Source organism: Pseudooctadecabacter sp., assembly GCF_020627745.1.
Taxonomy (GTDB): domain Bacteria; phylum Pseudomonadota; class Alphaproteobacteria; order Rhodobacterales; family Rhodobacteraceae; genus Octadecabacter.
Map to the genome: position 1 here is coordinate 111586 of NZ_JAHDGE010000002.1, position 26427 is coordinate 138012.

Below are 26427 nucleotides of genomic sequence, written 5' to 3' on the forward strand. Positions count from 1 at the left end.
CGGCCCTAAATTTCTAGAAATTTCGGGCGGGCGGTCAGGATTGGCTGTCAGGCAGGGTGATCCGCGCCACCTGTTCCGCGATGGGATCAACGGACAGCGGATTGATTTCAGATGAATAATCATCGGGATGGGTCAGGTCTTCCCAGCGGCCATTGAGGTATATTTCAACCCCCTTGAACTTCGCCTTATAACCCATCTTGTCCGACCCCGGCACCCAATAGCCCAAGTAGACGTAAGGCAGGCCAAGGTGGCGGGCGATCTCAATATGATCAAGGATCAGGTAGGTGCCGGGCGATGTCTTCGTCATCTCTGGCGCGAAGAACGAATAGACCATCGACACCCCGTCATCGAGGATATCGGTCAGACTGACCGCGCGCAGACCCTCGTAAGGATCATCGCCTGCCACATCACCGGTGTCGCGATATTCGATCAGTCGCGTGCGGATGGGGGTTTCTTCGACCATGGCCGCGAATTCGAACAGATCCATATCGGCCATGCCGCCTGCCGCGTGCCGACTGTCTAGGTAATCGCGAAACAGGGCATATTGCGCCTCTGTGGCCCATGGCGACGATGCACCGCGTTCCAGATGCCGGTTGCGTTTCAGCACCCGCTTTTGGCTTTTGGAGGGGGCGAAATCCGCGACCCTGATCCGCGCGCTCAGACAGGCGGAACAATCCGCGCAAGAGGGCCGATAAAGCACATTCTGGGACCGGCGGAACCCCTGTTTGGACAAAGAATTGTTGAGCTTTTCGGCGGTTTCACCTTGCAAAGCCGTAAACAGCTTTCTTTCCATCCGGCCCTCAAGATAGGGGCAGGGCTGCGGCGCAGTGACATAGAACTGCGGGGCGATGGGAAGGCTGTGACGCATGCTACTCAGTCAAATAGGAACCTGATGATCCTAGCAACAGGGGCCTGCAGGCCACAACCCGCGATTTTGGCGCGCGGGGTGAGGCTGTTTGACGGCGGCGGTCAGCCCGCCTTGTTCAGCATCGTGGTGCCCAGCACCATGTCCGTCAAACCCTGACCACGATCGGTCAGCGCCATGGAAGCGATGGAGACCAGTTGCACCGGGCAGACGGCGAAACTGACGTAAGTGCCGGCTGTGTGCAGGAACGCCGTGGACCCATCGAGCCGTTTGCCATCGCGGTCGCGCAATTCAATGGACATCAGACGCATGCCCCACGTGGCCGAGCCGGATGAAATCGTCATCCATCGGTACACGAAACCCGTACAGGCCCAGATGAGAGGGATGAACAAAAGTGGCACAATCAACACGATGCCAAAAAGAACAAACGGGATAGAAATGACACTGGCCAAAACGCCAGTCAGGCCGATGTCCACGATCCATGCGATCAACCGCTTTGAGGGCACGCTGTCATAGAAATCGGGGCGGCTGTGTGGGTCTGGAATGCTGTCTGCGTATGTCATTTGAATGTCCCTTTCGTCAGTAACGTGCGCTGCGCCGCCGGGGTTCCCGGCGACGCGTGGCTTGAATTAGGCGGGCTTTGCATCCGCATCGGCTGCATCTTCGTCGTCCATGGTCCGGCTTGCGCGGTCGTCCATGAACTGGTCGAATTCGGCCTTGTCCTTTGCCTCACGCAGACGCTTGAGGAATTCCTCAAAATTATGCTGTTCGTCTTCAAGGCGGCGCAGGGTGTCGGCCTTGTAGGCGTCAAAGGCCGTGTTGCCGGAGGGGCGCATCGTGGCGCGCAGTGAGGCGTGGCGGGTGCGTTTGGTGGCGCAATTTGAGGAAAACATGCGTTTGCTCCAGATCATATATGCAAGAAGGGCGAGGCCGACAGGCCAGACGAAGATGAACCCAAGGACCATGGCCGCGATCCACGCGCCTTTGCCGCGCGCATCAAGCCAACGTTCGGACCGTTGCAGCCAGTTTCCCTCTCCCACGGTTCGGGCGTAGGGGGCCTGATAGTCAATATTTGTGGACGAGGTGGTCATTTCTGTCTCCGTTCTTTGGTTTGCGTTTTTCTATGTGAATGCCTTTCACATTACTGAAGATGGGAGAGTTGGGGACCTCGGGCAAGGGGGGATGTAAATGTTTTTTACATTTACATCACATCCGATTGAATTTGTTTGTGAAAATCTTTCATGGTTGCCCTTGGTTGACCAATTCCACACCGCGGCCCACAACTGGTCATGACCTTTTCAAGCCGCATGACCCGCAGTCCAGATGCCTTTGATCCCGAACTGGGGCAGGAGGCCGCGACAGCGTTTGGCGACACCCCGCCCGAGGTCCGCGCACTTATTGCAGGGGCGGCGGGCTGCAGCCCCTATCTTGCGGGGCTTTTGCAAAAGGAAGCTGATTGGCTGCGCGGTGCTCTCGATGCGCCGGAGGCCGCGGTTGAGGATGTGATCGGCGGAATCAGCGCGCTGTCTCTGCCGCAGCTGAGCGACGGCTTGCGGCAGGCCAAACGCCGCACGGCCCTTTTGGTGGGGCTTGCGGATTTGGGCGGCGTTTTCACGTTGGAGGACGTCACGCGCGCGCTGTCCCGATTGGCCGATGCCGCCGTCGATGTCGCCTTGCGCCGTCTGGTAGAGGCTGAGATCACGCGCGGCAAACTGCCCGGCCTGACACCGGAGGATGCGGCCACCGCAGGCGGTATGGTCAGCATCGCAATGGGCAAGGGCGGCGCGTATGAGCTGAATTATTCCAGCGACATCGACCTGATTTGCCTTTTCGATGAAACCCGTTTTGACCCCGACGCCTACCATGACGCCCGTGCCGCCTTCGTGCGCGTCACCCGCAAAATGGCCGGAATGCTGAGCGAGCTGACGGGCGAAGGCTACGTCTTTCGCACCGACCTGCGCCTGCGCCCCGATCCGTCCGTCACCCCCGTCTGCCTGTCCATGGAAGCGGCTGAACGCTATTACGAAAGCGTGGGGCGCACATGGGAACGGGCGGCCTATATCAAGGCGCGCGCGGCCTCGGGTGACATTGCTGCGGGGGAGAGGTTTCTTAAAACCCTCACGCCCTTTGTCTGGCGCAAGCACCTCGATTTCGTGGCCATTCAGGACGCCCACGACATGCGGCTGCGGATCCGTGAACACAAGGGCCTCGGCGGGCCCATATCGCTGCCGGGTCACAACATGAAGCTGGGGCGCGGCGGTATTCGTGAGATCGAATTTTTCACCCAAACCCGTCAGTTGATCGCCGGTGGCCGCGATGCAACCCTGCGCGCGCGCGGCACCTTGGACGGGCTGGCGGCCTTGGCCCAAGCGGGCTGGGTGCCGGACAGCGATGCGGCGATCCTGACCGACCACTACCGCGCCCACCGTGAGGTCGAACACCGTTTGCAGATGATTGGCGACGCCCAGACCCACGATCTGCCCAACACCGAACATGGCTTTGCCCGTCTTGCGGCCTTCATGGGACGCTCGGTTGCGGACGTGCGCCGCGATCTGAAGGCCCGGTTGGAAGAGGTCCACAGTCTGACCGAAGGCTTCTTTGCCCCTGCGCAGACCGCCGAGACACCGGATTTCGGTGAAGATGTCACCAGCCGCTGGCTGACCTATCCGGCCCTGCGGTCCGACCGCGCGGTTGAGATTTTCAACCGCATCAAACCGCAACTCCTCAAGGCGCTGCAAGAGGCCGCCAAACCCGACGAGGCGCTGGCCGCCCTTGACGGGTTCCTGTCGCGGCTGCCTGCGGGCGTGCAGGTTTTTTCCCTCTTCGAGGCCAACCCGCAGCTTACGCAATTGATCGTCGACATCGCCTCAACCGCGCCCGCCTTGGCCGAATATCTGGGCCGCAACGCCGCCGTGTTTGATGCAGTGATTGGCGGTGATTTCTTTGCGGACTGGCCGGGGGCCGAAGCCCTGCAGGCCGATCTGACCCGCGTCGTCGGGTCGGCACCTGACTACGAGGCCCGCCTTGATGCCGCGCGGCGCTGGATGAAGGAATGGCACTTCCGCATCGGCGTCCACCATCTGCGCGGCCTGATCAGCGCCGATGTGGCAGGCCAGCAGTATGCCGATCTGGCGCAGGCTGTCCTCGGCGGGGTTTTTCCCGTGGTGGCCGCACAGTTTGCCACGAAACATGGGGCTGCACCCGGACGCGGGGCCGTGGTTGTGGGGATGGGGTCGCTCGGCGCGGGGCGGTTGCACGCGGCGTCTGATCTGGACTTGATCGTTATTTACGACGGGCAGGGGGTTGAGACCTCAGACGGCCCGCGCCCCTTGCCGACCCGCACGTACTATGCCCGTCTCACGCAGGCCCTCGTCACCGCCATTTCCGCCCCCATGGCCGAAGGCCGTCTGTATGAGGTCGACATGCGCCTGCGTCCCTCGGGCGGGCAGGGGCCTGTCGCCACGTCGTTCGCGCGGTTTGAACCCTACCAGATGGAAGAAGCCTGGACATGGGAACACCTTGCCCTGACCCGTGCGCGGGTGATCGCGGGCGACGTGTCACTGGCCGCAGACGTGGACGCCGCGCGCGCCCGTGTTCTGGCCGCAAAGGCCGCAGGCGACACCGTGCTGGCCGATGTGGCCGATATGCGCCGCCGCATCGCGCAGGCGAAGGACCCTCAGGGGGCCTTTGACGCCAAGATCGGTCCGGGGCGTTTGCAGGATGTGGAACTGGCAGGCCAGACCATCGCCCTGACATCCGGGGCATTGGGGCGATCAACGGCCCAACAGGTCGCCGCTGGCCCCTTGAATGCCGCAGACAAGGCCGCATTGATGCAGGCGGCGGGGTTGTGTTGGACAGTGCAGGCCGCAGCCCAGCTGCTGCAAGGGCACAGTCTGGACGCAGGCCAATTGGGCGAAGGCGGGCGGCGGTTTATCTTACGTGAAACCGGTGCCGAAACGCTTGAGGCGCTGGCCGAACAGATGGCTGACAAAGGCCGCCAAGCGGCGGATGTGATCGCAACGCTATTGGGGGGCGGTGATGAAAAAGGGGGATGATTTGGATCCCAAAGGTCTGATCGAAGACGCCTACCGCATTGACGGGATCGCCGCACCCGAGTGTCGGTCAATCTTTCTCGATTGGGCGCTGAGCTATCAAGGATCCCCGCAGGTGGGCATCCCCGCCCTGTTGGCGCGCCATCAGGCGGAACCGGCGGATCATCCCATGACCCTGACCTTGCGCGAAGGTCTGACAGCACCCCAGTCCCCCCGTCGCAGAGGCGGGCGCGCAGCACGGGTGACGAAATAAGAAAGGGCCGCCAAAATCGGCAGCCCCTTCGTTTCTCTGGTTCAAAAATACCTAAATTCCGACCGTAAAATCGCGCGCAGCCGGACCGGGTTTTAGCGCGGCAGGGCAGCGGCCTCTTTGGCAAGGGCCGTGATGCCCGCCCAATCGCCAGCGGCGACCAGATCCTTGGGCGCAACCCATGAACCGCCGACACACAGCGTGTTGCCCAGCGACAGGTAATCGCGCGCATTGGACAGCGACACTCCGCCTGTGGGGCAGAATTTCACCTGCGGGATGGGCGCGCCGATCCCTTTGAGGGCTGGTGCCCCGCCACTGGCCTCGGCGGGGAAAAATTTCTGCGTAGTATAGCCGCGCTCGAGCAGGCGCATGGCCTCGGTCGCGGTGGCGGCACCGGGCAGCAAAGGCAGATCATTGGCCTCACACGCATCCAGCAGACGGTCGGTTGCGCCGGGGGACACGCCGAAGGTGGCCCCTGCCTCCTTCGCGGCTTCCACGTCTTTTTCAGTCAGCAAGGTGCCTGCCCCCACGACGCCTCCGTCGATCTTCGCCATTTCGCGGATGACATCCAACGCGGCAGGGGTGCGCAACGTCACTTCAAGCGCAGGCAGGCCGCCATCCACAAGGGCTTGGGCCAAGGGTCCCGCAAGGGCTGCGTCATCCACCACAAGGACAGGCACCACAGGGGCGAGGAGGCAAACCTTTGCGGCCAGTTCAGAAGCGTGTTCGGGGGTCATGATCTTTTCCTTTCGGGCGGAACCAAAATTCGCGAATTTTGGTGGGGGCTAGAGAACGACAGCGGCGCCATCGGTGGAGGGGCCAACGGTCTGGCGGAACATGTCAAACAATTCCCGTCCAACGCCGGTGCCATTGCCCGTCAGATCCGCGACTGCGGGCTGGCGGTCGGTCAGATCGGTCACGCAGGTCAGACTGCCCGTGGTCGCATCCAACCGCACCACATCCCCATCGCGCAACAGCGCCAGCGGGCCGCCGTCTGCGGCCTCGGGTGCGACGTGGATCGCGGCGGGCACCTTGCCCGATGCGCCGGACATGCGGCCGTCGGTGACCAAGGCCACCTTCAGCCCACGGTCCTGCAACACGGCCAACGTAGGCGTCAGCGAATGCAATTCCGGCATGCCGTTGGATTTGGGGCCTTGGAAGCGAACCACGATGATCACGTCTTCGGTCAGCTCGCCTGCGTTAAAGGCCGCTTTGACGTCGTGCTGTTCATGGAACACACGCACGGGGGCCTCAACAATATGACGGTCCGGGGCCACGGCGGACACTTTGATCACACCCCGTCCCAGATTGCCCGACAGCTGGACCAACCCGCCTTGAGGGGCAAAAGGATCGGACGCGGGGCGCAGGATTTTGTCGTTCAACGTCTCCTTGGGGCCTGCATCATATGTGATGCGGCCATCTGCGAACTTGGGGTCCTTGGCGTAATGGCTGAGGCCCTTGCCGGCCACGGTTTTCACATCGTCATGAAGCAATCCCGCCTCAAGCAGGTTGCCGATCATAAACTGCAAACCGCCAGCCGCGTGGAAATGGTTCACGTCGGCCAGACCGTTGGGATACACCTTGGCCATCAGGGGGGTGACCGCAGACAGGTCCGAGAAATCCTCAAGATCGAGGATCACGCCCGCCGCCCGCGCCATGGCAGGCAGGTGCAGAACCAGATTGGTGGACCCGCCGGTGGCCATCAGTCCCACAAGCCCGTTCACAAAGGCCCGTTCGTCCAGAATATCGGACACAGGCGTGTAGTCATTGCCAAGCGCCGTGATTTCAAGCGCGCGGGTGGTGGCGGCTGTGGTCAGCGCCTCACGCAATTCGGTGTCGGGGTTGACGAAGGACGCACCGGGCAGGTGCATCCCCATGAATTCCATCAACATCTGGTTGGTGTTGGCCGTGCCATAGAAGGTGCAGGTTCCCGGCCCGTGGTAGGAGGCCATTTCGGCCTTCATCAGCTCAGCCCGGTCGATGTTGCCCTTGGCGAATTCCTGCCGGACCTTGGCCTTTTCGTCATTGGGCAGACCGGAGGTCATCGGCCCCGCAGGTACAAACAGCCCCGGAATATATCCGAACGTGGCGGCGGCCATGATCAGGCCCGGTACGATCTTGTCACAGACCCCCAGATACAAGGCAGCGTCGAAGACATTGTGCGACAGGCCCACGCCTGCGGCCAATGCGATCACATCGCGCGAAAACAGAGACAACTCCATACCCGTCTGGCCTTGGGTCACGCCGTCACACATGGCAGGCACACCGCCGGCCACCTGGGCAGTGCCACCGGCGGCGCGGGCGGCCTCGCGGATTTTGGCGGGGTAGGTTTCAAACGGCTGATGGGCCGACAGCATGTCGTTGTAGGCCGTGATGATGCCGATGTTGGGGGCCTTTTCGGCCACCAGCGCGTCTTTGTCCTGTCCCATCGGCGCATAGGCATGCGCTTGGTTACCGCAGGTCAGATGGGCGCGGCGGGGGCCATCGGCGGCGGCGGCAGCCATGCGATCCAGATAGGATTGGCGCGCGGCTTCTGACCGCTTGCGGATGCGATCGGTGACACGTTCAACGGTTGAATTCAGGGTCATGGCACACCTTTATGTCGGATTTGAAGCGCTGGTATCAGATGGTGTTTGCGCTAACAATGCCGGAATGCGCGAAAGTTTGACGCGCCTGTGGTCACGTCGCCACCGCGCCGGCCACGAAACGGCCCGACAGATTTCGTGTAATCACCTTTTGTTAACCACAATCTTGCCCCGTTTCAGGGGCCATATGGTCCCATCCAAAACGTGAAAAACGACAAGGGCAGTAGCCCCGGAGGGAATGATGAAGGTTTTTAAGGTATCTGCGAAACTGTTCGCGCTTGGCGCCGTTTGCGCCGCTATGACAGCCTGTTCCACCGTCGACGTGGTGTCGCGGAACGCGCCTCTAGAAACACCCCGTCTGAGCGCCGAGCAGGCCCCACAGGTTCTGCGGGATTATTCCTTGCATTCGATCCGTTTTGCGGTGCCGCAGGATATGACCGTGTCCGAAGCCAATTCTTATTACCCCATTGCCGACATCGTGTGGCGTGGCGACCCGCTGGGCAACCGTGCAGAGCAGATTTCGGCAATCTTCCAGACGTCTATCCGTGCGGCGGGTGAAGGCCTGTCGGGCCAGCGTCCGGTGACCGTAGATGTTGAACTGGTGCGGTTTCACTCGTTGACCGAACGTACCCGGTATTCCGTCGGCGGGGTCCATTCGATCAAGTTCAACCTGACGGTGCGCGATGCCCAGACCGGAGAAATTGTCGAAGCCACCCGGCGGATCGACGGTGATCTGGCAGCCCTTGGCGGATATGCGGCGCTTGCCGCAGACAATCAGGGCCAGACCCAGAAGGTGCGGATCACCAATCATCTGTCCAATCTGTTCTTGCGTGAACTGACAGGTCTGACTGTCGCAGGGGCTGCGCCTGCGTCCTCCTGAGGTCGCTTTCCAAGTCCAAATGAACACGGTAAGGGGGCTGTTATGAAACAGCTCCCTTTGCCTATTGTCCGCCTGCGTCCCAACGCAAAACCGCAAGTTATCCGTCACGGGTTCCCGTGGGTCTTTGCCAATGAGATGGTGATGGACCGCCGGACCAAAGGGCTGTCGCACGGCGGGCTTGTGGTACTGGAGGATGCAGACCGCAAACCGCTGGGGCTTGGCACCATCAATCCCAAATCCAAGATCGCCGTCCGGATGTTGGACCGCGACACCGAAGCGGTCGTGGATCAGGCGTGGTTCGCCTCCCGCATTCAAACGGCACTGGATCACCGGTCGCGTCTTTATCCAGACCCTTTCTACCGTCTGATTCACGCCGAGGCTGACGGCCTGCCGGGCGTTGTGATCGACCGCTTTGGCGATGTCGCCGTGGTCCAGCCCAATGCGGCCTGGGCCGACCGGATGTTTGACATGCTCAGCGCGGCCCTGGTGGAGGTCACTGGCTGCACGACCGTTATCAAAAACGGCACGGGCCGCGCGCGGTCCCTAGAGGGGTTGGACGAAGAGATGGCTGTCTTCACGGGGCAGGCACCCTCCGGCCCGATCCCCGTGCCGATGAACGGGGCCACCTATATGGCGGATGTCATGGGCGGCCAGAAGACGGGTTTGTTTTTCGACCAACGACCCAACCACGCCTTCGCGGCCCAGTTGGCGCAAGGCGCGCGTGTGCTGGATGTGTTTTCCCACGTGGGTGGCTTTTCCCTTGCCGCGCTTGCAGGCGGGGCGGCCAGCGCGCTGGCCGTGGATGGATCGGCGCCTGCGTTGGAACTGGCACAGGCCGGGGCGGAGGCCACGGGCGTGGCCGACCGGTTCGAGACCCGTCAGGGCGATGCCTTCGACGTGTTGGAGGCTTTGGGCAAGGCCAAAGAACGCTTCGATGTGGTCATCTGCGATCCGCCCGCTTTTGCGCCGTCGAAGCCTGCCCTGGAAAAAGGCATGCGCGCCTACGAACGTGTGGCGCGGCTGGCCACACCGTTGGTGAAGGAGGGCGGGTATCTGGTGCTGTGTTCGTGTTCCCACGCCGCAGACCTTAAACGGTTCCGCGATGCATCGGCACGCGGGATCGGCAAAGGTGGCAAGCGTGGCATGCTGGTGAATACGGGATTTGCAGGGCCGGATCACCCGCTCATGCCGCAACTGGCCGAAAGCGGATACCTCAAGGCGCTGACGTTCCGCCTATGAGGGTGCTGGTCGACGCCTGCGTCTTGTATCCGACCGTGATGCGGGAGGTGGTCTTGGGCGTGGCCGAGAAGGGCCTGTTCGAGCCGCGATGGTCGCCCCGCATCTTGGAAGAATGGGCGCGGGCCGCACGCAAGATCGGCCCCGAGGGGGAGGCCATTGCACGGGGCGAAATCGCCCTGATCAACGCACGGTTCCCACGGGCTCAGGTGACTGTACCGCAGGGCAGCGAAGCCCGTCTGTGGCTGCCGGACCCGAACGATATTCACGTTCTGGCTGCCGCTGTGGGATGTTCGGCGGATGCGATCATGACGGTAAATACCAAGGATTTCCCCAAGGACATTCTGGCAGACGAAGGGTTGGACAGGCTTGACCCCGACGGGTTCATGATTGCTTTGGCCGACAAACATCCGGAGGCTGTCGGGCAGGTCGGCGCAGCCATTCTTGAGGAGGCCCGACGATTGTCGGGGGAACAATGGGCCATGCGCAAACTGATGCGCAAGGCACGGCTGCCACGGCTGGGCAAATTTCTGGAGTAAAGGTTCGAATTGGCTTCGCCAATCCGATCCGCAGATGACAGACTGGGGCGCTGCCCCAGACCCCGGAGTTTTCGGATCAGAAGAACGAGGGGCGGTGCGCGAAGGTCAGGCGTTCCACTTGGCCTCGTTGGCCTCGATCGCGGCAATGCGTTCGGGCGTTTTGGGATGACTGAGAAGCCAGGCCGGTTGCGCCGCCCCCCGCGCGCCCGTGAGCGTCTGGAGTTTGGTGAACAGGGTCTTCTGCGGACCTGTTCCTATGCCGGCCTTGATCATCAAGGCAGAGGCGTAGGCATCGGCCTCATATTCGTCGGAGCGCGACAAGCGCGCCATCAAAAGTGACATCGCCGCATTGGCAATCAGCGGGCCGAGGCCCGGGATGAACCGCGACAGGACCATGGCAAGAGCCGTTCGGAGCGCATTTTGCCCGGAAAAGTCGATCATCCTGCGGCGCGAATGCCCCAGCGCCACATGGCCCAGTTCATGGGCGATCACACTTGCCAGTTCTTCTGCTGTCACGTCACCCGACTGATATTTCCGGAAAAATCCGCGCGTAATAAAGATGCGGCCGTCGGGTGCGGCCAGGCCGTTGACGGGATCAACTTCGTAGATGTGGACCTTGATGCGCGGAATGTCGACGACGCGGGCCATGTCCTGTGTCAGGGCGCGCAGCCTTGGATCGGCCAGTTCGGTGCTTTTGGCATCAAGGTCTTTCGCCAGCCGCCATGCCGACAGGCGGTACATTATAATGCCATATCCGATGGCCAGAAGAAGAGGGGCGAATTTTAACATAAGGGGGATATGGCCTTCGCAGGTGCGTCGAACAAGCCGTTGTAAAAATATGTCACCGTGATCACATTTTTTGTGATCCAAGGCACCTTTTGTTAAGTATAAGCGTTTATCTCTCGTGCTGCCGCAGGAGATTTATGATGAGTATATATAGACGATACGATGACAAAACCAGCGCAGCACCATGGCGGGCCGCCTACAGGCCCCCACCGTCCAATGATGCGTTTGACGAATTGATTGAACGGTTGCGCCAACAGGATCGTGTCCAGACGTCGAATGACAAAGGGCGCGCTGCCTGAGGGGCAGGTTCATTCATCACGCAACATCCCGTCTATCTGGCTGTCCGTCAGGTGGGCAAGACATGGCTGAAAACAGGGCTATCAGGTCAGTATCTTCATGCCGCGTTCGATCCCGTCCAGTGTCATGGGGACCATCCGGTCCTGTCCGAAAATGGCCTGGATCATCTGAACTGACTGGGTGAAGCGCCAGTACCGGTCTGGCAGAGGGTTCAGCCACAGGTGATGGGGCCATTGGTCGCGCGCCCGTTCCAGCCAGACCTGTCCCGCTTCGGCGTTCCAGTGTTCATTCGCGCCGCCCGGATAGGCAACCTCGTAGGGCGACATGGATGCATCGCCCACAAAGATACATTTGTAATCGGACCCGTAGGTGCGCAGAACATCCCACGTGGGGGTCTGCGCGTCCCAGCGGCGGCGGTTGTCGCGCCAGACACCTTCGTAAAGACAGTTGTGAAAGTAGAAGTGTTCAAGGTGCTTGAATTCCGACTTCGCAGCCGAAAACAGCTCTTCCACCAGTTTGATGTGCGGGTCCATGGACCCGCCTACATCCAGAAACAACAACACCTTCACGGCGTTTCGTCGCTCCGGTCTGGTCTTGACGTCGAGGTAGCCGTTTTCGGCGGTGGCGCGGATGGTGCCATTGAGGTCAAGTTCATCTGCGGCCCCGTCGCGCGCCCAGCGGCGTAGCCGTTTGAGCGCAACCTTGATGTTGCGGGTGCCGATTTCAACGGTGTCATCCAGATTGCGGAATTCGCGTTTGTCCCAGACTTTGACGGCCCGCTGGTGGCGGCTTTCGGATTGGCCGATGCGGACGCCTTCGGGGTTGTAGCCATAGGCCCCAAAAGGGGAGGTGCCGGCGGTGCCGACCCATTTGGACCCGCCCTGGTGGCGGCCCTTTTGTTCTTCCAGCCGTTTCTTGAGGGTCTCCATCAGCTTGTCGAACCCGCCCAGGGCCTCGATCTCTGCCTTTTCTTCGGCGCTGAGGTGCTTTTCAGCCATCTTTTCCAGCCACTCTTGCGGGATGTCCACGGCCTCAAGCACATCATCGACACTGATGGCGTCCAGACCCTCAAACGCAGCCGCGAAGGCGCGGTCAAATTTGTCGATGTTGCGTTCGTCCTTGACCATGCAGGTGCGGGCCAGAAAGTAGAAGGCTTCTATGTCATAGGTGGCAAGCCCCGCGTCCATCCCCTCCAGAAAGGTCAGATATTCGCGTAAAGACACCGGCACGCCGCCCCTTCGAAGCTGATCGAAGAAGGGCAGAAACATCAGACGTACTGGCGGGTGATGATGATGGCGATGAACATGCCGATGACGCCAAAGATCATCGCAAAGACCGCACCCCACTGGGCCATATCGGCCGCTTTTCCACCGCGCTGTCTGGCCCGAAACGCCCCCAGCAAAGCTCCGATCACAAGGCCGCCGAGGGGGTAGATCATGGTGTCAGGTCCCTTTGAGTGGGTTGAGCGACGCAATTTCCCGAAGGCGCGCGCGCACGTTGTCATCTGTTCCAAACCCGTAGCGCGCCCACCCCAGAGAGTCCATGCGCACCGCTGTCGCAGCCGCAGGTTGGCCCAGCATATCCAGCGCCTCGGCCCTGAACATCATCAACGTCGCCAGAAGGGCTGCGTTTTCATGGGCGGCGGCCACAGGCATCGCACTGTCCACAAGATTGAGGACATTTTCACCATCGCCTGCCGACAGGGCAAAAGCTGCCAATTGTACGGAGACATGGGCCGCATGCAGACGTGTTTCGGAGGACCGGTTGTAGATTGTCAGCGCACGGTTGAATGCGGCCAGCGCAATCGTGCTGTCGTGCCCGACATTCAGCCGGCCAAACGCATAATTCGCAAATCCCGTCCGCGGTCCGGGCCAGTTCAGCGCGCCTGCCGTGCTGACCGCTTGCAGGGCGGCGGACCGGCGGCGGTTGGCGGAGGATCCGGCGGTGAGGGCCAGTTCCATATTGTTGATCCAGTCGCGGGTCGTGTCATTCTGCGGGCGCGCGGGGCGGCCCTCGCCTGCGGGGTTCAGCCGCGCCAGAATTGGCCCCAGTCGGGCCGCGACCTGACCGCGGGTCATGCCGTTTTGCAGCGCCGGATCGTAATAGGCGCGCAGAACAAGCATGTCGAAAGACGTCAGCACGGCATGGATGTTGTCATCATTGAAAACGGAGTCCGACAGGCGGTAAAGGTCGTTCAGGGGGCCAAGGGCCTGCGCCAGTTCTTCGTGCAGACAGTCGCGGATTTCCTGCGGTGCCACGTCCGACGGCACGAAGACCGCCGCGTGGTCACGGCGTTCCAGCGTGGTCCAATCCACCGTGGGGGTACGGCGCACGGTCTTGAATTCCTCCCATGACGACACGCGCGGGACAACGAAACAGGCGGCGCGGGGCACCGCCGCGTTCAGAACACTGCGCGGGATCGCCTCCACCGTGATTGAGGCATCAGCGGCACCGGTCATGAAGATGTCGATGTTGGCCTCACTGCGCAGACGGCCTAGCAGGGCGCGCAGGTCAGGCGTTAGGCTTGGGGGAATATCCCCAGTTACGCGGACAGAGATAGGGGCCTCAAACCGCGTAAGGCGGGCCACAACACGTCCGCTTTCCATGCGAAAGGCCAGATCCATGAAATCCTTGCCGATTTCGCGGTTGGATCGCGCAGGCGTGGTCACACGGTTGCCGGCAAACCGGTTCATCGGCGGCAGGGCATCCTGCAGGCCCATCGTCCGGGTTGGCAGGGTCGGCCCCAGATTGGACGGGGGCACCGGCGTACAGGCCGTCATGAACATGATCGAAAGTGCCAGCAGGCGGCGGAAGGTACGGGTCATGGCGCCCTCCGACAGGGGGCGCGTCCTGAGGGGGCGTAGGGGTCCATACCGGAGGGGTCAACGCAATCCGCGCTGGCCTTGGAAAAGGTCAGTTCTTCGGTCCACACCTGTCCCACCCGCGCATCTTTGACGCGGGATCCTTGGTGCATGGCGACCGGCATTTTTGCCTTGGTCAACGCTGCTCTCCTTATGTCTCAGCCGGAAACCTGCCAGTCGACTGAGGCCCGAGTTGGGGCAGAATTGGGCAATTCCGCGACCAGTGATCGGACAAGGGGATTAAACGGGAGGAGCGCGCCCCATTTCACGGCCTTTTTCCACGCCGCGTGGAAATGGCGGGCGGGTGTGATTCAAAAGACTCAATAGGTTAGTGGCCGCAACGGGTGCGGCCACCAGATGTTGATAGGCCGAGGATTTGGTCCGCTTACCGCCCGCTGCGCGCCATGAACGCAAGGCGTTCAAACAAATGCACGTCCTGTTCGTTCTTCAGCAATGCCCCATGCAGTTTGGGCAGGGCAGAGGCCCCATCACGTTTGAGGTCTTCGGCGTCCAGATCCTCGGCCAGCAGCAGTTTCAGCCAGTCGAGCACTTCAGACGTAGAGGGCTTTTTCTTCAGGCCCTGCTGGTCGCGAATGTCATAGAACTGGGTCAGCGCGGTCGTCAGCAACGCGTCCTTGATGCCGGGGTGATGCACCTCAACAATCCGGCGCATCGTGTCCATGTCGGGAAAGCGGATGTAGTGGAAAAAACACCGCCGCAAGAACGCGTCGGGGAGTTCCTTTTCATTGTTGGAGGTGATGATCACGATGGGGCGGTGACGCGCGGCAATGGTCTCACCTGTCTCGTAAACGTGAAATTCCATCCGGTCGAGCTCTTGCAGCAGATCATTGGGAAATTCGATGTCCGCCTTGTCGATCTCATCAATCAGCAGCACCACGCGGCCTTCGGCCTCGAATGCCTGCCAAAGTTTGCCTTTTTTTATGTAATTGCCCACATCATGAACTTTTTCGTCGCCCAACTGGCTGTCGCGCAGGCGGCTGACGGCGTCGTATTCATAAAGACCCTGTTGGGCTTTGGTCGTGGATTTGATGTTCCATTCATACATCGGCAACCCCAGCGCCGCACTGACCTGGCGGGCCAGTTCGGTCTTGCCGGTGCCCGGTTCGCCTTTGACCAGCAGGGGGCGTTCCAGCGTGACGGCGGCATTGACAGCGACGGTCAGATCGTCGGTGGCAACGTAGGTCTCGGTTCCGGTAAAGCGCATGTGGCGGCCCTTTGTCATCTGGTCAGGTTCGCAGACCGTATCACCACATATGTCATCATCAAGCCAAGAAAAATTGGTCGTGAAGGGGGGGTGACAGCGGCAACCGTTGGTAGTAATGCAAGCGCGAGAGAGGGGACCTGAGATTGTCGCAGCCACATGACACCAGTTCACGTCCCGCTGCTGAGGGAGCGAACATGAAAGCCGAAACATTCCTGCCAGACGATTACCGTCCGGCCGAAGATGAACCGTTCATGAACGACAAACAGCTGGAATATTTCCGGCGGAAATTGCTCGCATGGCGGTCCGATATCCTTGAAGACAGCCGCGATACGATTGAGGCGATGAAAGGGGCCACCCGCAACATCCCCGACATTGCCGACCGCGCGTCCGAAGAGACCGATCGCGCATTGGAACTGCGCACCCGCGACCGTGAACGCAAACTGGTGGCCAAGATCGACGCCGCTTTGCGCCGGATTGACGAAGGTGAATACGGGTATTGCGATGTCACGGGGGAGCCGATTTCCCTGAAACGTCTGGATGCCCGCCCCATTGCCACCATGAGCCTTGAGGCGCAGGAGCGTCATGAGCGCCGGGAAAAAGTTCACCGCGACGACTGACGTGGCAGGAGAGAGCGATATTTTGCAGCGCGGCGGTTCCAATCGGGGCCGCCGCGTTTGCGTTGTGGGGGGCGGCATCGGCGGCTTGACGGCAGCCTTGGCCTTTGCACGCTCTGGCGCGCAGGTTGAGGTGTTTGAACAGGCCACTGCGTTGGGCCGCATCGGGGCGGGCATACAGATCACCCCCAACGGGGCGCGCGCGTTGGAAGCTTTGGGGCTGCGAGGGGCGTTGGATGCGCGGGGTGTGCAGGCAACTGCCGTCCAGCCGATGGATGCGCTGACGGGGCGGGCTGTGACGCGGTTCGATCTGGGTCGGCTTGACGGGCCGCCCTACAGGTTTTTCCACCGCGCCGATCTGATCGACCTTCTGGCGGGGGCATGCCGCGGGGCGGGTGTGCAGGTGCATTTGGGTGCAAAGGCAGATACGTCGCGCTGCGATGCCGACCTCGTCGTGGGCGCTGAGGGCATCCATTCGCCGACACGGGCGGTTTTGAATGGGACTGACGTGCCGTTTTTTACCGGCCAGGTGGCCTGGCGCACCATCGTCCCGGCAAACGATGTGGCACCTGTGGCGAAAATCTGGATGGCGCCGAGGCGCCATGTGGTGACCTATCCCCTTAGAGAGGGGCTGTTGAATGTCGTCGCCGTAGAGGAACGGGACGGTTGGGCAGCCGAGGGCTGGACCCATGCAGATGATCCGGCCAACTTGCGTGCGGCATTTGCCGATACCTGTGCGCCGTTGCGGCATATTCTGAAACAGGTCGAACAAACCAACCTGTGGGGATTGTTCCGCCACGAGGTCGCGGCGGTATGGAGCAGGGATCAACTTGCGATCCTCGGCGATGCAGCGCATCCGACGTTGCCGTTTCTAGCGCAGGGCGCCAACCTTGCGATCGAAGACGCCTTTATCCTGGCGCGATGTTGTGATGCACAGCGGTCTATCGAAGTTGCCTTAAAAACCTATGAAGATGCGCGAAAAAGTCGTGTGCAGCGCGCGATTGAAGCGGCGAATGCCAATGCGCGGAATTACCACCTGTCTGGTCCTGCACGAAGAGTGGCACATATAGGATTGAAAACACTGGGGGTTATCGCACCGTCGGTGTTCCTGCGGCGGATGGACTGGCTATATGGATATGACGTGACATCAGATGACGCAGTTTGAGGCGCGGCCTCAAATGCGCCCCGCCCGCTGTCCCGTCAGCACCTTTTTCAGGCGTTCAGATCGACCCAGACCGGCACGTGGTCTGACGGTTTTTCGCGCCCGCGCACCTCGCTTTCGATCCAGCAGTCCTGCAACAGGTCAGCACATTGATGTGACAGTAAAAAATGGTCAATCCTGATGCCGTCATTCCTGTCCCATGCTCCGGCTTGATAATCCCAGAACGAATAATGGCCGGGGCCATGATGGCGGGCGCGGAACGCCTCGGTCAGGCCAAGGTTCAGCAGGCGGCGGAAAGCCGCGCGGCTGTCGGGGCGAAACAGGGCGTCGTCGGCCCAGGCTTCGGGGCGTTTTGCGTCTTCGGGCTGGGGAATTATGTTGTAATCTCCGGCCATTAGGAACGGTTCTTCACGTTCCAAAAGGGCCTCGGCGCGGGCCTTGAGGCGGTCCATCCAGCGCAGTTTGTAGTCGTATTTCGGGCCCGGAGCGGGGTTGCCGTTGGGCAGATAGAGGCCGCAAATGCGGATGGGCCGATCACCCATCACCGAGGCTTCGATATAGCGGGCTTCGATATCGTCTTCGTTGTCGCGGCCCGTGCCCTCACCGCCGGGCAGGCCACGGGTCACATCCTCAAGCGGGAGCTTGGACAGAATCGCGACACCGTTAAAGCCTTTTTGCCCATGGGTTTCGACGATATATCCCATGTCTTCAAAGTGTTGGCGTGGGAACCCTTCGTCAACGGATTTGATTTCCTGCAGGATCGCAACGTCGGGCTGCGACCCTTCCAACCACTCTGTCAGGGCGCCGATGCGCGCCTTGATGCCGTTGATATTGAACGTCGCGATTTTCATGACCAGCCCCTTATTTGTGCATCCGTTTTGACCGGTTGGACGGACGAAAACAAGCGCATGGTTCGCGTATGACTGCGGGTCTGGCCTACATCGAGAAACTGACGCCACAGCCGCAGGAGCTGGAGGCGTTGGGATTCTCAATCACGAAGCGCGCGCCGATCAGTTCTTCGGTAAAATCAATTGTGGCATCGGCCAGAAACGGCAGGGACACGGCGTCGATGACAACCTTTTCGCCAGCGCCTTCAAGAACCAGATCATCGTCCTTGGGATCATCCAGGTCGATCTCATATTGAAAGCCGGAACAGCCACCGCCCTCCACGGCGATGCGCAGCGCCTTGCCAGCGGCCTGTGCGCCGATTTCGGACAGGCGTTCGAAGGCGCGAGGGGTGACTTTCGGGGGCAACGTCAACATTTTGGCAACCTTTTCATGGTCAGACTGGCGCTGGAGGGCCGTAACGCAATATAGGAGGATCAGGCAGGGGCGACAAGGCAGGTTGCCCGCAACCAAAAGGGACAGATCATGGCAGCACCCTACGCGTGCAGCCCGGCGCAGACGCGCGGGCGGTTGTATTCTGAGGATGAAAGCGTGTTCAGGTCTCCGTTCCAGCGCGATCGCGACCGCATTATTCATGCCTCTGCCTTCCGGCGGTTGAAACACAAAACGCAAGTGTTCGTGGAACACGAGGGCGATTATTTCCGCACGCGGCTGACCCATTCGATCGAGGTGGCTCAGGTGGCGCGGACGATTGCGGGTGCTTTGGGGCTGAACGCAGAACTGACCGAGGCGGTGGCGCTGGCCCATGATCTGGGACACACGCCGTTCGGACACACAGGTGAAGATGCCCTTGCGGCCCTGATGGCGCCCTATGGCGGGTTTGATCATAATGCGCAGGCGATCCGGATTGTAACCTCATTGGAGCGACATTACGCGGAGTGGGACGGTCTGAACCTGACATGGGAAACGCTGGAAGGCATCGCCAAGCACAACGGTCCGGTCGTGACCGAAGGCACGCAGGATGCCGTGCCCTATGCGCTGGAGGATTACAACCGCCGCCATGATCTGGAACTGCACACCCATGCCAGTGCAGAGGCGCAGGTGGCCGCGCTGTCGGACGACATTGCCTACAACCACCATGACATTCACGACGGGTTGCGGGCGGAATTGTTCGGGACGGAGGATTTGCTGGCCCTGCCGATCGTGGGCGATTGCTTTCGCGAGGTCGACAGCCGCTACCCGGCGCTGGAGCGCGACCGCCGACGACACGAGGCTTTGCGGCGGTTTTTCGGGGTGCTGGTGGAGGACGTCATTGCCGTGACCCGCGCCAATCTGGCCGCGCTTGACCCGTCGGGATGCGATGACCTGCGTGGAGCAGGGCGGATGATGGTGCAGTTTTCTCCGGCATTGTGGGCGGATCTGAAGACGGTAAGGGGCTTTTTGTTCACCCAGATGTACCGTGCGCCAAGCGTGGTGAAAATGCGCCGTGAGGTGACGCAGGTGGTTGAGGATTTGTTCCCTCTGTTCATGTCCCGGCCCGAGGATCTGCCGCAGGCGTGGCGCAAGGACGTGGCGGCTGCGAAAGATGAAACCGCGCTTGCGCGGATCGTCAGCGATTATATCAGCGGCATGACCGACAGGTTTGCATTGGAGACCCACAGCCGGTTGGTGGGCGGCAGCGCAATTTAGTCGGCGCGACTGCGGCGCAGGGTTGTCACGACGCCCAGATAAAGCACCATGAAGCCGCCGACCCCGATTGAGGCTGCCAAGTTATCACGGGCGAAAGCCTGTGAATAATCTTGGTAGAGGATCGGCTGGCCGTTAAATCCAAGGGAAATAAAGGGCTTGATCCACAGCGCCATGGCCCCCGCAACAACAGGGGCGACGAGCCAGACCGCCGCCATCGGCAGGCGCGTGGGGCCTGAATAAAGGATCAAGGCGGGCAGTGCGAAAAAGGCAAGGCCCAGCGGGAACATATTGAGGATCGCAACATCCATCGTGGTCGTCGCAAACCCGAACGACGGTAAAGCCGACGCTGCGAATAATGTGCCGCCCATGGCAATCAGCAGCCCCGATGTCATGACAATCAGCCATGCGGGGGGCTCATCTGTCATGCGAACGCAGGCAACCGCCAAAAAGGGCAGCACCGCAGGAATGTACAACGAAAGCATGAAAATCAGCGGCGTTTCACGTGGCATTTGAGCGATCAACACGCTGCACCCGACAATAAGGGGCGCGCCTGCGGCACCGATCCAGCGCACCCCGGGTTCGCTGCCCAACATCACGTAGCAGGCCATCAGAAGGACGCCCGCCGCCATAAGTAACAAAAGCCTAGAAAAGGCCAACGGTTCGTCACCCAACAGCTCATCCACAAGGGGGAGTCCAAAGGGCGTCGCGGACAACTGAGATGGTCCCCCTAGGCTTTCGGGCACTTCCACCGTCAATCCGGACGTCATGAGATCCGCCGTGTCAGGCCCCAACTGCGGCAGCATCAGCATCGCGATCATCGACAGGCTGAACACGAGCCCGATGATCATCGTCGGGGTCGCGAACATTGCGCCGCGCGTGCGGGCTTTTGCTGCCATGGTCGCGCCCAAAAGGGTGATCGCCAGATAGGCGGTCAGCGCGTGCAAAGTGGATGTTTTGACAAATGACGCGCGGTCCGGTTCGCCGCTCGGTGTTGAGTAGAGGGCCGACAGGCCGGGCTGCGCCAGTTCGGCGCGCATCAGCACTGCGGTCAGGGCAGCCAGCATGGCGGCCAGCGCCGTGAAGAAAAAGAGGATGCGGGGCATGGGGGCCTCGTTGACGTCTGTTGTGACAGTGCTAAACGGACGGGTGATTGAAAGGAAGTGTCATGAACCTGTTTGCCGATATCCGCGCCCTTGTGCTGGACTGTCTTGAGGCGATGACCGCAGAGGGCGTCCTGCCCGGCGGGCTGTCGTTCGACAACGTCACGGTGGAGCCTCCGCGTGATGCGGCGCACGGCGATATGGCGACGAATGCGGCAATGGTGCTGGCCAAACCCGCGGGGGCCAAGCCGCGCGAGATTGCGGAAACGCTGGCCGCACGGCTGGTGGCGGATGGCCGCGTGGCCTCTGCGGATGTGGCGGGACCGGGGTTTTTGAACCTGCGGCTGGCGGTGGACGTCTGGGGCGAGGTTGTGCGCGCGGCGCTGACCGATCCGGCGTTTGGCCGGTCGGACATGGGGGCGGGCAAGTCCGTGAATGTGGAATATGTGTCGGCCAACCCGACGGGTCCGTTGCATGTGGGCCACACACGGGGGGCAATCTTTGGCGATGCGCTGGCGTCCTTGCTGGATTACGCGGGCTTCAAGGTGACGCGGGAATACTACATCAACGACGGCGGCGGGCAGGTCGATGTTCTGGCGCGGTCCGTCTATTTGCGCTACCTTGAGGCGCATGGTCAGGAGGTCACGTTCGAGGACGGAACCTACCCCGGGGATTACCTGATCGCGGCGGGCGAGGCGCTGAAGGCGAAGGTCGGCGATGCGTATCTGGAGCAGAACGAGGCAGAGTGGCTGCCCCATGTGCGGACCTTCGCGACAGAGGCGATGATGGATTTGATCCGGGCGGATCTGGCGTCTTTGGGCATCAAGATGGATGTCTTTTTCTCCGAGAAGTCCTTGTATGGGACGGGGCGGATTGAACAGGCCATCGAGGATCTGAAATCGAAGGATCTGATCTATTGGGGGACGTTGAAGCCGCCCAAGGGCAAGGCCGCCGAGGATTGGAAGCCGCGTGAACAGTGGTTGTTCAAATCGACGGAGTTCGGCGATGACGAAGACCGGCCCGTGCAAAAGGGCGACGGGGCGTGGACCTATTTCGCGCCGGACATCGCCTATCATTTTGATAAGGTTTCCAGAGGGTTCGACGCCCTTGTTGATGTATTCGGGGCGGATCACACGGGCTACGTCAAACGCATGAAGGCCGCCGTTGCGGCCCTGTCCGAGAACCGCGTGCCGCTGGATATCAAGCTGGCGCAGATCGTGCGGCTGTTCAAGAACGGTGAAGAATTCAAGATGTCCAAACGCGCGGGCACCTTTATCACCGTTCAGGATCTGGTCGACGAGGTCGGCAAGGATGTGGCGCGGTTCATCATGCTGACCCGCAAGAACGACACGCCCTTTGATTTCGATTTCGACAAGGTGACCGAGCAGTCCAAGGACAATCCTGTGTTCTACGTCCAGTACGCCCACGCGCGTGTCCATTCGGTCTTGCGCAAGGCGGCAGAGGCAGGAATTGACACCTCCGATCTGGCGGCGGCGGACCTGACGCTGGCCACCCATGAGGCGGAAATCGCGCTGGCTGCGAAGGCTGCGGAATGGCCGCGGGTGGTCGAAATTGCCGCCCGCACAAACGAGCCGCACCGGATTGCGCTTTACCTCTATGACCTTGCATCCGAACTTCACGGTTTGTGGAACCGGGGCAATGACGATTTGTCCTTGCGGTTCATTCAGGACGATGTAGCGGCCTCACAAGCGAAAATCGCCCTGATCCGGGCCGTTTCCGTTGTAATTTCCCACGGCTTGGGTATTCTTGGGGTCACTCCGGCAGAAGAGATGCGCTAAAGCGTACGCGTGCCGCCGGGGTAAGGCAGGCGCCGGTGGCGTCGACACGGATGTGATCGGGCAGATTGCATGACAACGGTTCAAACAACGACGGCACACAAGTGCTGCGCAGTGAGGCGGACATGGCAGATTTTACGGCAGGCCCGAACGGGGCCAACGCAGGGATTCCCGCAGGAAAATATGTGAACATTGCAGCGGCGGCGGTGTCGGTCGCGCTCATGGGTGGCGTGGGCGTCTGGGGTTACAAGTTGCTGATGCGCGATGTGACCGGCGTGCCGGTGGTCCGCGCTATGGAAGGCGACATGCGGGTGGCCCCGGAGAACCCCGGTGGCGAGATTGCGTCGAATGTCGGGTTGTCCGTCAATTCCGTGCCCGCCGACGGGGGGGCCGCGGAACCTGAGGACCGTCTGGTGCTGGCCCCCGGTGGTGTGGGCCTTGAGGCGGAGGACCTTGAAGTGACCCCTGTGGCCGAGGCTGCGGAGGTGTCCCCCGCACCGGCCCCCGAGATTGCGGCTGCCGTGCAGGCCACGCTGGAGCTTGACGCGGTGGATGTGCCCGAGTTGACGGCATCAGCCGCCCCGCAGGATCCGCAAGCGCCGCTGACGGCGGAGGATGTTCTGGCGCTGGCCGACCAGATTGCCGCCGGGGCCGCCCCCCTGACCGATCTTCAGGCAGGGGAAACAGCACCCATCGAAGTTGCGGTGAATGGCGTCGTCGTCGACCCCAATGTCATTCCGGACGCCGTTCCGGGTGTTCGCCGGTCGCCGCGTCCGACCGCACGACCCGCCGTGGCCGCCTCTCTTGCCCGGCCTGCCACGCCTGCCGCAGCCCCTGCGGCGGCCCAATCCGGCGCCGTGACGGCACCACCTTCGGCCGAAGTGACGACAGCGGCGTTGCCGGTTGGCACGAAACTTGTGCAGCTTGGGGCCTTTGACAGCCCCGAGATTGCAGCGACCGAATGGGGCCGTCTGACGGCACGGTTCCCCGAGTTTTTCGACGGCAAGGATCAGGTGATCCAGCAGGCCGCATCCGGAGGGCGGACATTCTTCAGGCTGCGGGCGATGAATTTTGCCGACCTCAACGATGCGCGCCGGTTCTGTGCAGCCATGTCTGCCGAGGGCGCGCCCTGCATTCCTGTCGTGGTGCGCTGATGCGTTTCGGGGCCGCAATCTTTGGCCCCGAGGGGCTTGAGATAACCGACTGGGAACGCGCCTTTTTTCGCGATTTCCGGCCGTTCGGGTTCATCCTGTTCTCCCGCAATGTGGAGACCCCCGACCAGCTGCGCAAACTGTGCGACGACCTGCGGGAGGCCGCAGGACATGAGGCCGTTGTTCTGGTCGATCAGGAGGGGGGGCGGGTCCAGCGGCTGCGCGCCCCGCACTGGCGGCAATGGCTGCCGCCGATGGATCATATGCAGGTGTCTGACGATCCGGTCCGGTCCTTGTGGCTGCGATACCGGTTGATTGCCGCTGAGCTGCGGGCGGTGGGGATCGACGGTAATTGTGCGCCTTGCGCGGATATCGCAGGCCGCGTGACCCATCCGTTCCTGCGCAACCGCTGTTATGGCGACGATGTGGAAACGGTGATGGATGCCGCCCGCGCAGTGGCGGAGGCCCATCTGGCAGGGGGCGTTCTGCCCGTGGCCAAACATATTCCGGGGCACGGTCTGGCATCGGTGGACAGCCACAAGGACCTGCCGCGCGTGACAGCGCCCCGTGCCTTTCTGGAAGCGCAGGATTTTGCACCGTTCCGGGCGCTCGCCGATCTGCCTTTGGGGATGACGGCGCATGTTGTCTACGATGACTTCGATCCGGAGTATCCCGCCACCACGTCGCGGGTGATGAATGATGTGATCCGCACCGATATCGGGTTCGGCGGCTTGTTGATGACCGACGATATTTCCATGGAGGCCCTTGAGGGCGATGCCGCCACGCGCAGCCGCGCGTCGATTGCGGCAGGCTGCGATGTGGTCTTGCACTGCAACGGCAAGGCCCCCGAACTGACCGCTGTGGCCGACGCCGTGGGCGTGATGACGGATGCCGCACAGGCCCGCGCTGAGGCCGCCCTGACATGGCGCAAAGCGCCAACGCCCGTTGACATTGGCGCGCTTGCAGAAGAACTTGACGACCTTATGAATTAGGGTCGTTTCAGGGACCCGTAAGGGGCAGGGATGTCAGACAGCAGCACCGATCCAGTGATCGACGTCAGCGACCGGCTTGCCGCCGAGGCGCTGATCGTGGACGTGGACGGGTTCGAAGGCCCGCTGGACCTGCTGTTAACGCTGAGCCGGACGCAAAAGGTGGATTTGCGACAGATTTCCGTGCTGGCGCTGGCGGAACAATACCTCGCCTTCATCGACAAGGCGCGCGATCTGCGGCTGGAACTGGCGGCGGATTATCTGGTCATGGCGGCGTGGCTCGCGTTTCTGAAATCCCGTCTGTTGTTGCCCCCGGACCCGACTGAAGAAGGCCCGTCAGGCGAAGAACTGGCCGCTCATCTGGCGTTTCAGCTTGAACGGCTGGCCGCCATGCGCGATGCGGCAGCCAAATTGATGGCCCGCGACCAGCTGGGCCGCGATTTTTTCGCCCGTGGCATCACCGAAGACGTCACGCGGACACGTCGTGTGACATACACCGCGACGCTGTTGGACCTGATGCAGGGCTATGCGCGCATCCGCACCAAAGACGAATTCCGCCCCTTTGTGATGGACCGCGAGAAGGTCTTCACAATGGAGGAGGCCTTGGGCCGGATGCGCGGGTTGATCGGCTTTGCTGGCGACTGGACGGATATCCTGTCCTATCTGCCCGACGGTTGGGAAATGGACCCTGCCAAGCGGCGGTCCGCCACCGCGTCGACCTTTGCGGCCTCATTGGAACTGGCCAAAGAAGGCCGCGTCGAAATCCGCCAAAGCGACACATTCGCGCCCATTCAGATCAGAAGGAAATCCGATGACGGATGATGTGAACGCCGCTGATGAGGCCCCCGTTGAGGCCCCCGAAGAAAGCTTGTTCGAGGCCCCGCCCATGGGCGAACAGGAACGCATGGTCGAAGCGATTTTGTTCGCCACGGCAGAGCCCGTGACGGTCAAGGAACTGGCGGGCCGCATGCCCCACGGCTGCGACCCGGCGGAGGCTTTGGTGCATCTGCGCAAACGGTATGAAGGCCGCGGTGTGGCCTTGATGCGAGTGGGCGATGCCTACGCGTTCCGCACAGCACCGGACCTTGGATTTCTCATGCAAAAAGAAACGGTTGAGACCCGAAAGCTCAGCCGTGCAGCGGTCGAGACTTTGGCCATTGTCAGCTATCATCAGCCCGTCACCCGTGCGGAGATTGAGGAAATCCGGGGCGTCAGCGTCAGCCGTGGCACCATTGACCAGCTGATCGAACTGGAATGGATCAGGTTCGGACGTCGCCGGATGACACCGGGGCGGCCAGTGACCTTTGTTGTGACGCAAAATTTCCTCGATCACTTCGGTCTGGAAAGCGCGCGTGATCTGCCGGGCCTGAAGGAATTGCGCTCTGCCGGTTTGTTGGAAAGCCGCCCTGCGCCTGCCACCGGCGAACCCGATGAGGACGAAGACGACGACAGCGACCAGACCGAGATGTTCGACGAGGCATAATGCCCCCTTAGTTTTGCCCGA

Annotated in this window: 26 protein-coding genes; 13 read left to right on the plus strand and 13 right to left on the minus strand. The window is 61.5% G+C overall.

Features of this window, described 5'->3' with window-relative positions; translation table 11 throughout:
* Positions 1 to 34: 34 nt before the first annotated feature.
* From QZ653_RS01555 to QZ653_RS01565, 3 genes are all read right to left on the minus strand, one after another.
* Positions 35 to 868 carry an arginyltransferase gene (locus QZ653_RS01555; protein WP_296417206.1) on the minus strand — a complete coding sequence of 278 codons (834 nt, stop codon included), beginning with the start codon at positions 866 to 868 and terminating at the stop codon, positions 35 to 37.
* Between the two features lie 101 nt (positions 869 to 969).
* Positions 970 to 1428, minus strand: coding sequence for an RDD family protein (locus QZ653_RS01560; protein WP_296417207.1), 459 nt, complete (start codon positions 1426 to 1428; stop codon positions 970 to 972).
* Between the two features lie 66 nt (positions 1429 to 1494).
* Positions 1495 to 1956, minus strand: coding sequence for a DUF2852 domain-containing protein (locus tag QZ653_RS01565; RefSeq protein WP_296417208.1), 462 nt, complete (start codon positions 1954 to 1956; stop codon positions 1495 to 1497).
* A 198-nt stretch (positions 1957 to 2154) separates the two neighbouring features.
* Here QZ653_RS01565 and QZ653_RS01570 point away from each other — a divergent pair, with 198 nt between their 5' ends.
* On the plus strand, positions 2155 to 4920 hold the full coding sequence (locus QZ653_RS01570) for a glutamine-synthetase adenylyltransferase (protein WP_296417209.1): 2766 nt from the start codon (positions 2155 to 2157) through the stop codon (positions 4918 to 4920).
* Positions 4904 to 5170 (plus strand): hypothetical protein, encoded by a 267-nt coding sequence (locus QZ653_RS01575; protein ID WP_296417210.1) that lies wholly within the window; start codon positions 4904 to 4906, stop codon positions 5168 to 5170. The genes QZ653_RS01570 and QZ653_RS01575 overlap by 17 nt, the downstream gene beginning before the upstream one ends.
* Before the next feature lie 92 nt (positions 5171 to 5262).
* On the opposite strand, the gene eda is transcribed toward QZ653_RS01575, so the two are convergent.
* Together eda and edd are read right to left on the minus strand one after the other, a co-directional pair.
* The gene (eda, locus tag QZ653_RS01580; protein ID WP_296417211.1) at positions 5263 to 5904 is read right to left on the minus strand and encodes a bifunctional 4-hydroxy-2-oxoglutarate aldolase/2-dehydro-3-deoxy-phosphogluconate aldolase; all 642 of its coding nucleotides are present in this window, start codon (positions 5902 to 5904) and stop codon (positions 5263 to 5265) included.
* A 48-nt stretch (positions 5905 to 5952) separates the two neighbouring features.
* The gene (gene edd / locus QZ653_RS01585) at positions 5953 to 7755 is read right to left on the minus strand and encodes a phosphogluconate dehydratase (RefSeq protein ID WP_296417212.1); all 1803 of its coding nucleotides are present in this window, start codon (positions 7753 to 7755) and stop codon (positions 5953 to 5955) included.
* A 295-nt stretch (positions 7756 to 8050) separates the two neighbouring features.
* Here edd and QZ653_RS01590 point away from each other — a divergent pair, with 295 nt between their 5' ends.
* Genes QZ653_RS01590 through QZ653_RS01600 form a run of 3 tightly spaced genes read left to right on the plus strand, consistent with a single transcriptional unit; the run spans position 8051 to position 10407 of the window.
* Positions 8051 to 8632 (plus strand): DUF6778 family protein, encoded by a 582-nt coding sequence (locus QZ653_RS01590; protein WP_296417213.1) that lies wholly within the window; start codon positions 8051 to 8053, stop codon positions 8630 to 8632.
* 42 nt (positions 8633 to 8674) lie between these two features.
* Entirely contained in the window at positions 8675 to 9871 is a 1197-nt protein-coding gene (locus QZ653_RS01595) for an RSP_2647 family RNA methyltransferase (RefSeq protein ID WP_296417214.1), read from the plus strand.
* Positions 9868 to 10407, plus strand: coding sequence for an RSP_2648 family PIN domain-containing protein (locus QZ653_RS01600; RefSeq protein ID WP_296417215.1), 540 nt, complete (start codon positions 9868 to 9870; stop codon positions 10405 to 10407). Before QZ653_RS01595 ends, QZ653_RS01600 begins: the two co-directional genes overlap by 4 nt.
* Positions 10408 to 10512: 105 nt before the next feature.
* On the opposite strand, the gene QZ653_RS01605 is transcribed toward QZ653_RS01600, so the two are convergent.
* The 5 genes from QZ653_RS01605 to QZ653_RS01625 all read right to left on the minus strand — a co-directional run bounded on the left by QZ653_RS01605 (position 10513) and on the right by QZ653_RS01625 (position 15576).
* Positions 10513 to 11196, minus strand: a complete 684-nt coding sequence (locus QZ653_RS01605; protein WP_296417216.1) for a M48 family metallopeptidase — start codon at positions 11194 to 11196, stop codon at positions 10513 to 10515.
* A gap of 377 nt (positions 11197 to 11573) precedes the next feature.
* Positions 11574 to 12758 carry a vWA domain-containing protein gene (locus tag QZ653_RS01610; protein ID WP_296417217.1) on the minus strand — a complete coding sequence of 395 codons (1185 nt, stop codon included), beginning with the start codon at positions 12756 to 12758 and terminating at the stop codon, positions 11574 to 11576.
* On the minus strand, positions 12758 to 12928 hold the full coding sequence (locus QZ653_RS01615) for a hypothetical protein (protein WP_296417218.1): 171 nt from the start codon (positions 12926 to 12928) through the stop codon (positions 12758 to 12760). Before QZ653_RS01615 ends, QZ653_RS01610 begins: the two co-directional genes overlap by 1 nt.
* Before the next feature lie 4 nt (positions 12929 to 12932).
* Positions 12933 to 14315, minus strand: a complete 1383-nt coding sequence (locus QZ653_RS01620; protein WP_296417219.1) for a DUF2927 domain-containing protein — start codon at positions 14313 to 14315, stop codon at positions 12933 to 12935.
* 421 nt (positions 14316 to 14736) lie between these two features.
* Positions 14737 to 15576 (minus strand): AAA family ATPase, encoded by an 840-nt coding sequence (locus QZ653_RS01625; RefSeq protein ID WP_296417220.1) that lies wholly within the window; start codon positions 15574 to 15576, stop codon positions 14737 to 14739.
* A 194-nt stretch (positions 15577 to 15770) separates the two neighbouring features.
* On the opposite strand from QZ653_RS01625, the gene dksA reads away from it, so the two are divergent.
* Together dksA and QZ653_RS01635 are read left to right on the plus strand one after the other, a co-directional pair.
* Positions 15771 to 16193 carry an RNA polymerase-binding protein DksA gene (gene dksA / locus QZ653_RS01630; RefSeq protein ID WP_296417221.1) on the plus strand — a complete coding sequence of 141 codons (423 nt, stop codon included), beginning with the start codon at positions 15771 to 15773 and terminating at the stop codon, positions 16191 to 16193.
* Positions 16159 to 17355, plus strand: a complete 1197-nt coding sequence (locus QZ653_RS01635; RefSeq protein ID WP_296417222.1) for an FAD-dependent monooxygenase — start codon at positions 16159 to 16161, stop codon at positions 17353 to 17355. The genes dksA and QZ653_RS01635 overlap by 35 nt, the downstream gene beginning before the upstream one ends.
* 47 nt (positions 17356 to 17402) lie before the next feature.
* Here the strand turns inward: QZ653_RS01635 and xth are convergent, their stop codons facing one another.
* Positions 17403 to 18203, minus strand: coding sequence for an exodeoxyribonuclease III (gene xth / locus QZ653_RS01640; protein WP_296417223.1), 801 nt, complete (start codon positions 18201 to 18203; stop codon positions 17403 to 17405).
* 85 nt (positions 18204 to 18288) lie between these two features.
* Positions 18289 to 18615 (minus strand): HesB/IscA family protein, encoded by a 327-nt coding sequence (locus QZ653_RS01645; RefSeq protein WP_296417224.1) that lies wholly within the window; start codon positions 18613 to 18615, stop codon positions 18289 to 18291.
* Positions 18616 to 18723: 108 nt separating this feature from the next.
* On the opposite strand from QZ653_RS01645, the gene QZ653_RS01650 reads away from it, so the two are divergent.
* A complete protein-coding gene (locus QZ653_RS01650; protein WP_296417225.1) occupies positions 18724 to 19887 on the plus strand; it encodes a deoxyguanosinetriphosphate triphosphohydrolase in 1164 nt (387 codons plus the stop codon).
* Here the strand turns inward: QZ653_RS01650 and QZ653_RS01655 are convergent.
* Positions 19884 to 20990: a hypothetical protein gene (locus QZ653_RS01655; RefSeq protein ID WP_296417226.1), complete on the minus strand. Its 1107-nt coding sequence runs from the start codon at positions 20988 to 20990 to the stop codon at positions 19884 to 19886. The genes QZ653_RS01650 and QZ653_RS01655 overlap by 4 nt on opposite strands.
* 62 nt (positions 20991 to 21052) lie before the next feature.
* On the opposite strand from QZ653_RS01655, the gene argS reads away from it, so the two are divergent.
* The 5 genes from argS to scpB all read left to right on the plus strand — a co-directional run bounded on the left by argS (position 21053) and on the right by scpB (position 26406).
* Positions 21053 to 22786 (plus strand): arginine--tRNA ligase, encoded by a 1734-nt coding sequence (gene argS / locus QZ653_RS01660; protein ID WP_296417227.1) that lies wholly within the window; start codon positions 21053 to 21055, stop codon positions 22784 to 22786.
* Positions 22787 to 22908: 122 nt separating this feature from the next.
* Positions 22909 to 23937, plus strand: a complete 1029-nt coding sequence (locus QZ653_RS01665; RefSeq protein ID WP_296417228.1) for an SPOR domain-containing protein — start codon at positions 22909 to 22911, stop codon at positions 23935 to 23937.
* Complete coding sequence (locus tag QZ653_RS01670) at positions 23937 to 24926, plus strand: glycoside hydrolase family 3 N-terminal domain-containing protein (protein WP_296417229.1); 990 nt, start codon at positions 23937 to 23939, stop codon at positions 24924 to 24926. The genes QZ653_RS01665 and QZ653_RS01670 overlap by 1 nt, the downstream gene beginning before the upstream one ends.
* 30 nt (positions 24927 to 24956) lie before the next feature.
* On the plus strand, positions 24957 to 25745 hold the full coding sequence (locus tag QZ653_RS01675) for a segregation and condensation protein A (RefSeq protein WP_296417230.1): 789 nt from the start codon (positions 24957 to 24959) through the stop codon (positions 25743 to 25745).
* Entirely contained in the window at positions 25735 to 26406 is a 672-nt protein-coding gene (gene scpB, locus QZ653_RS01680; protein WP_296417231.1) for an SMC-Scp complex subunit ScpB, read from the plus strand. The genes QZ653_RS01675 and scpB overlap by 11 nt, the downstream gene beginning before the upstream one ends.
* Positions 26407 to 26427 lie beyond the last annotated feature (21 nt).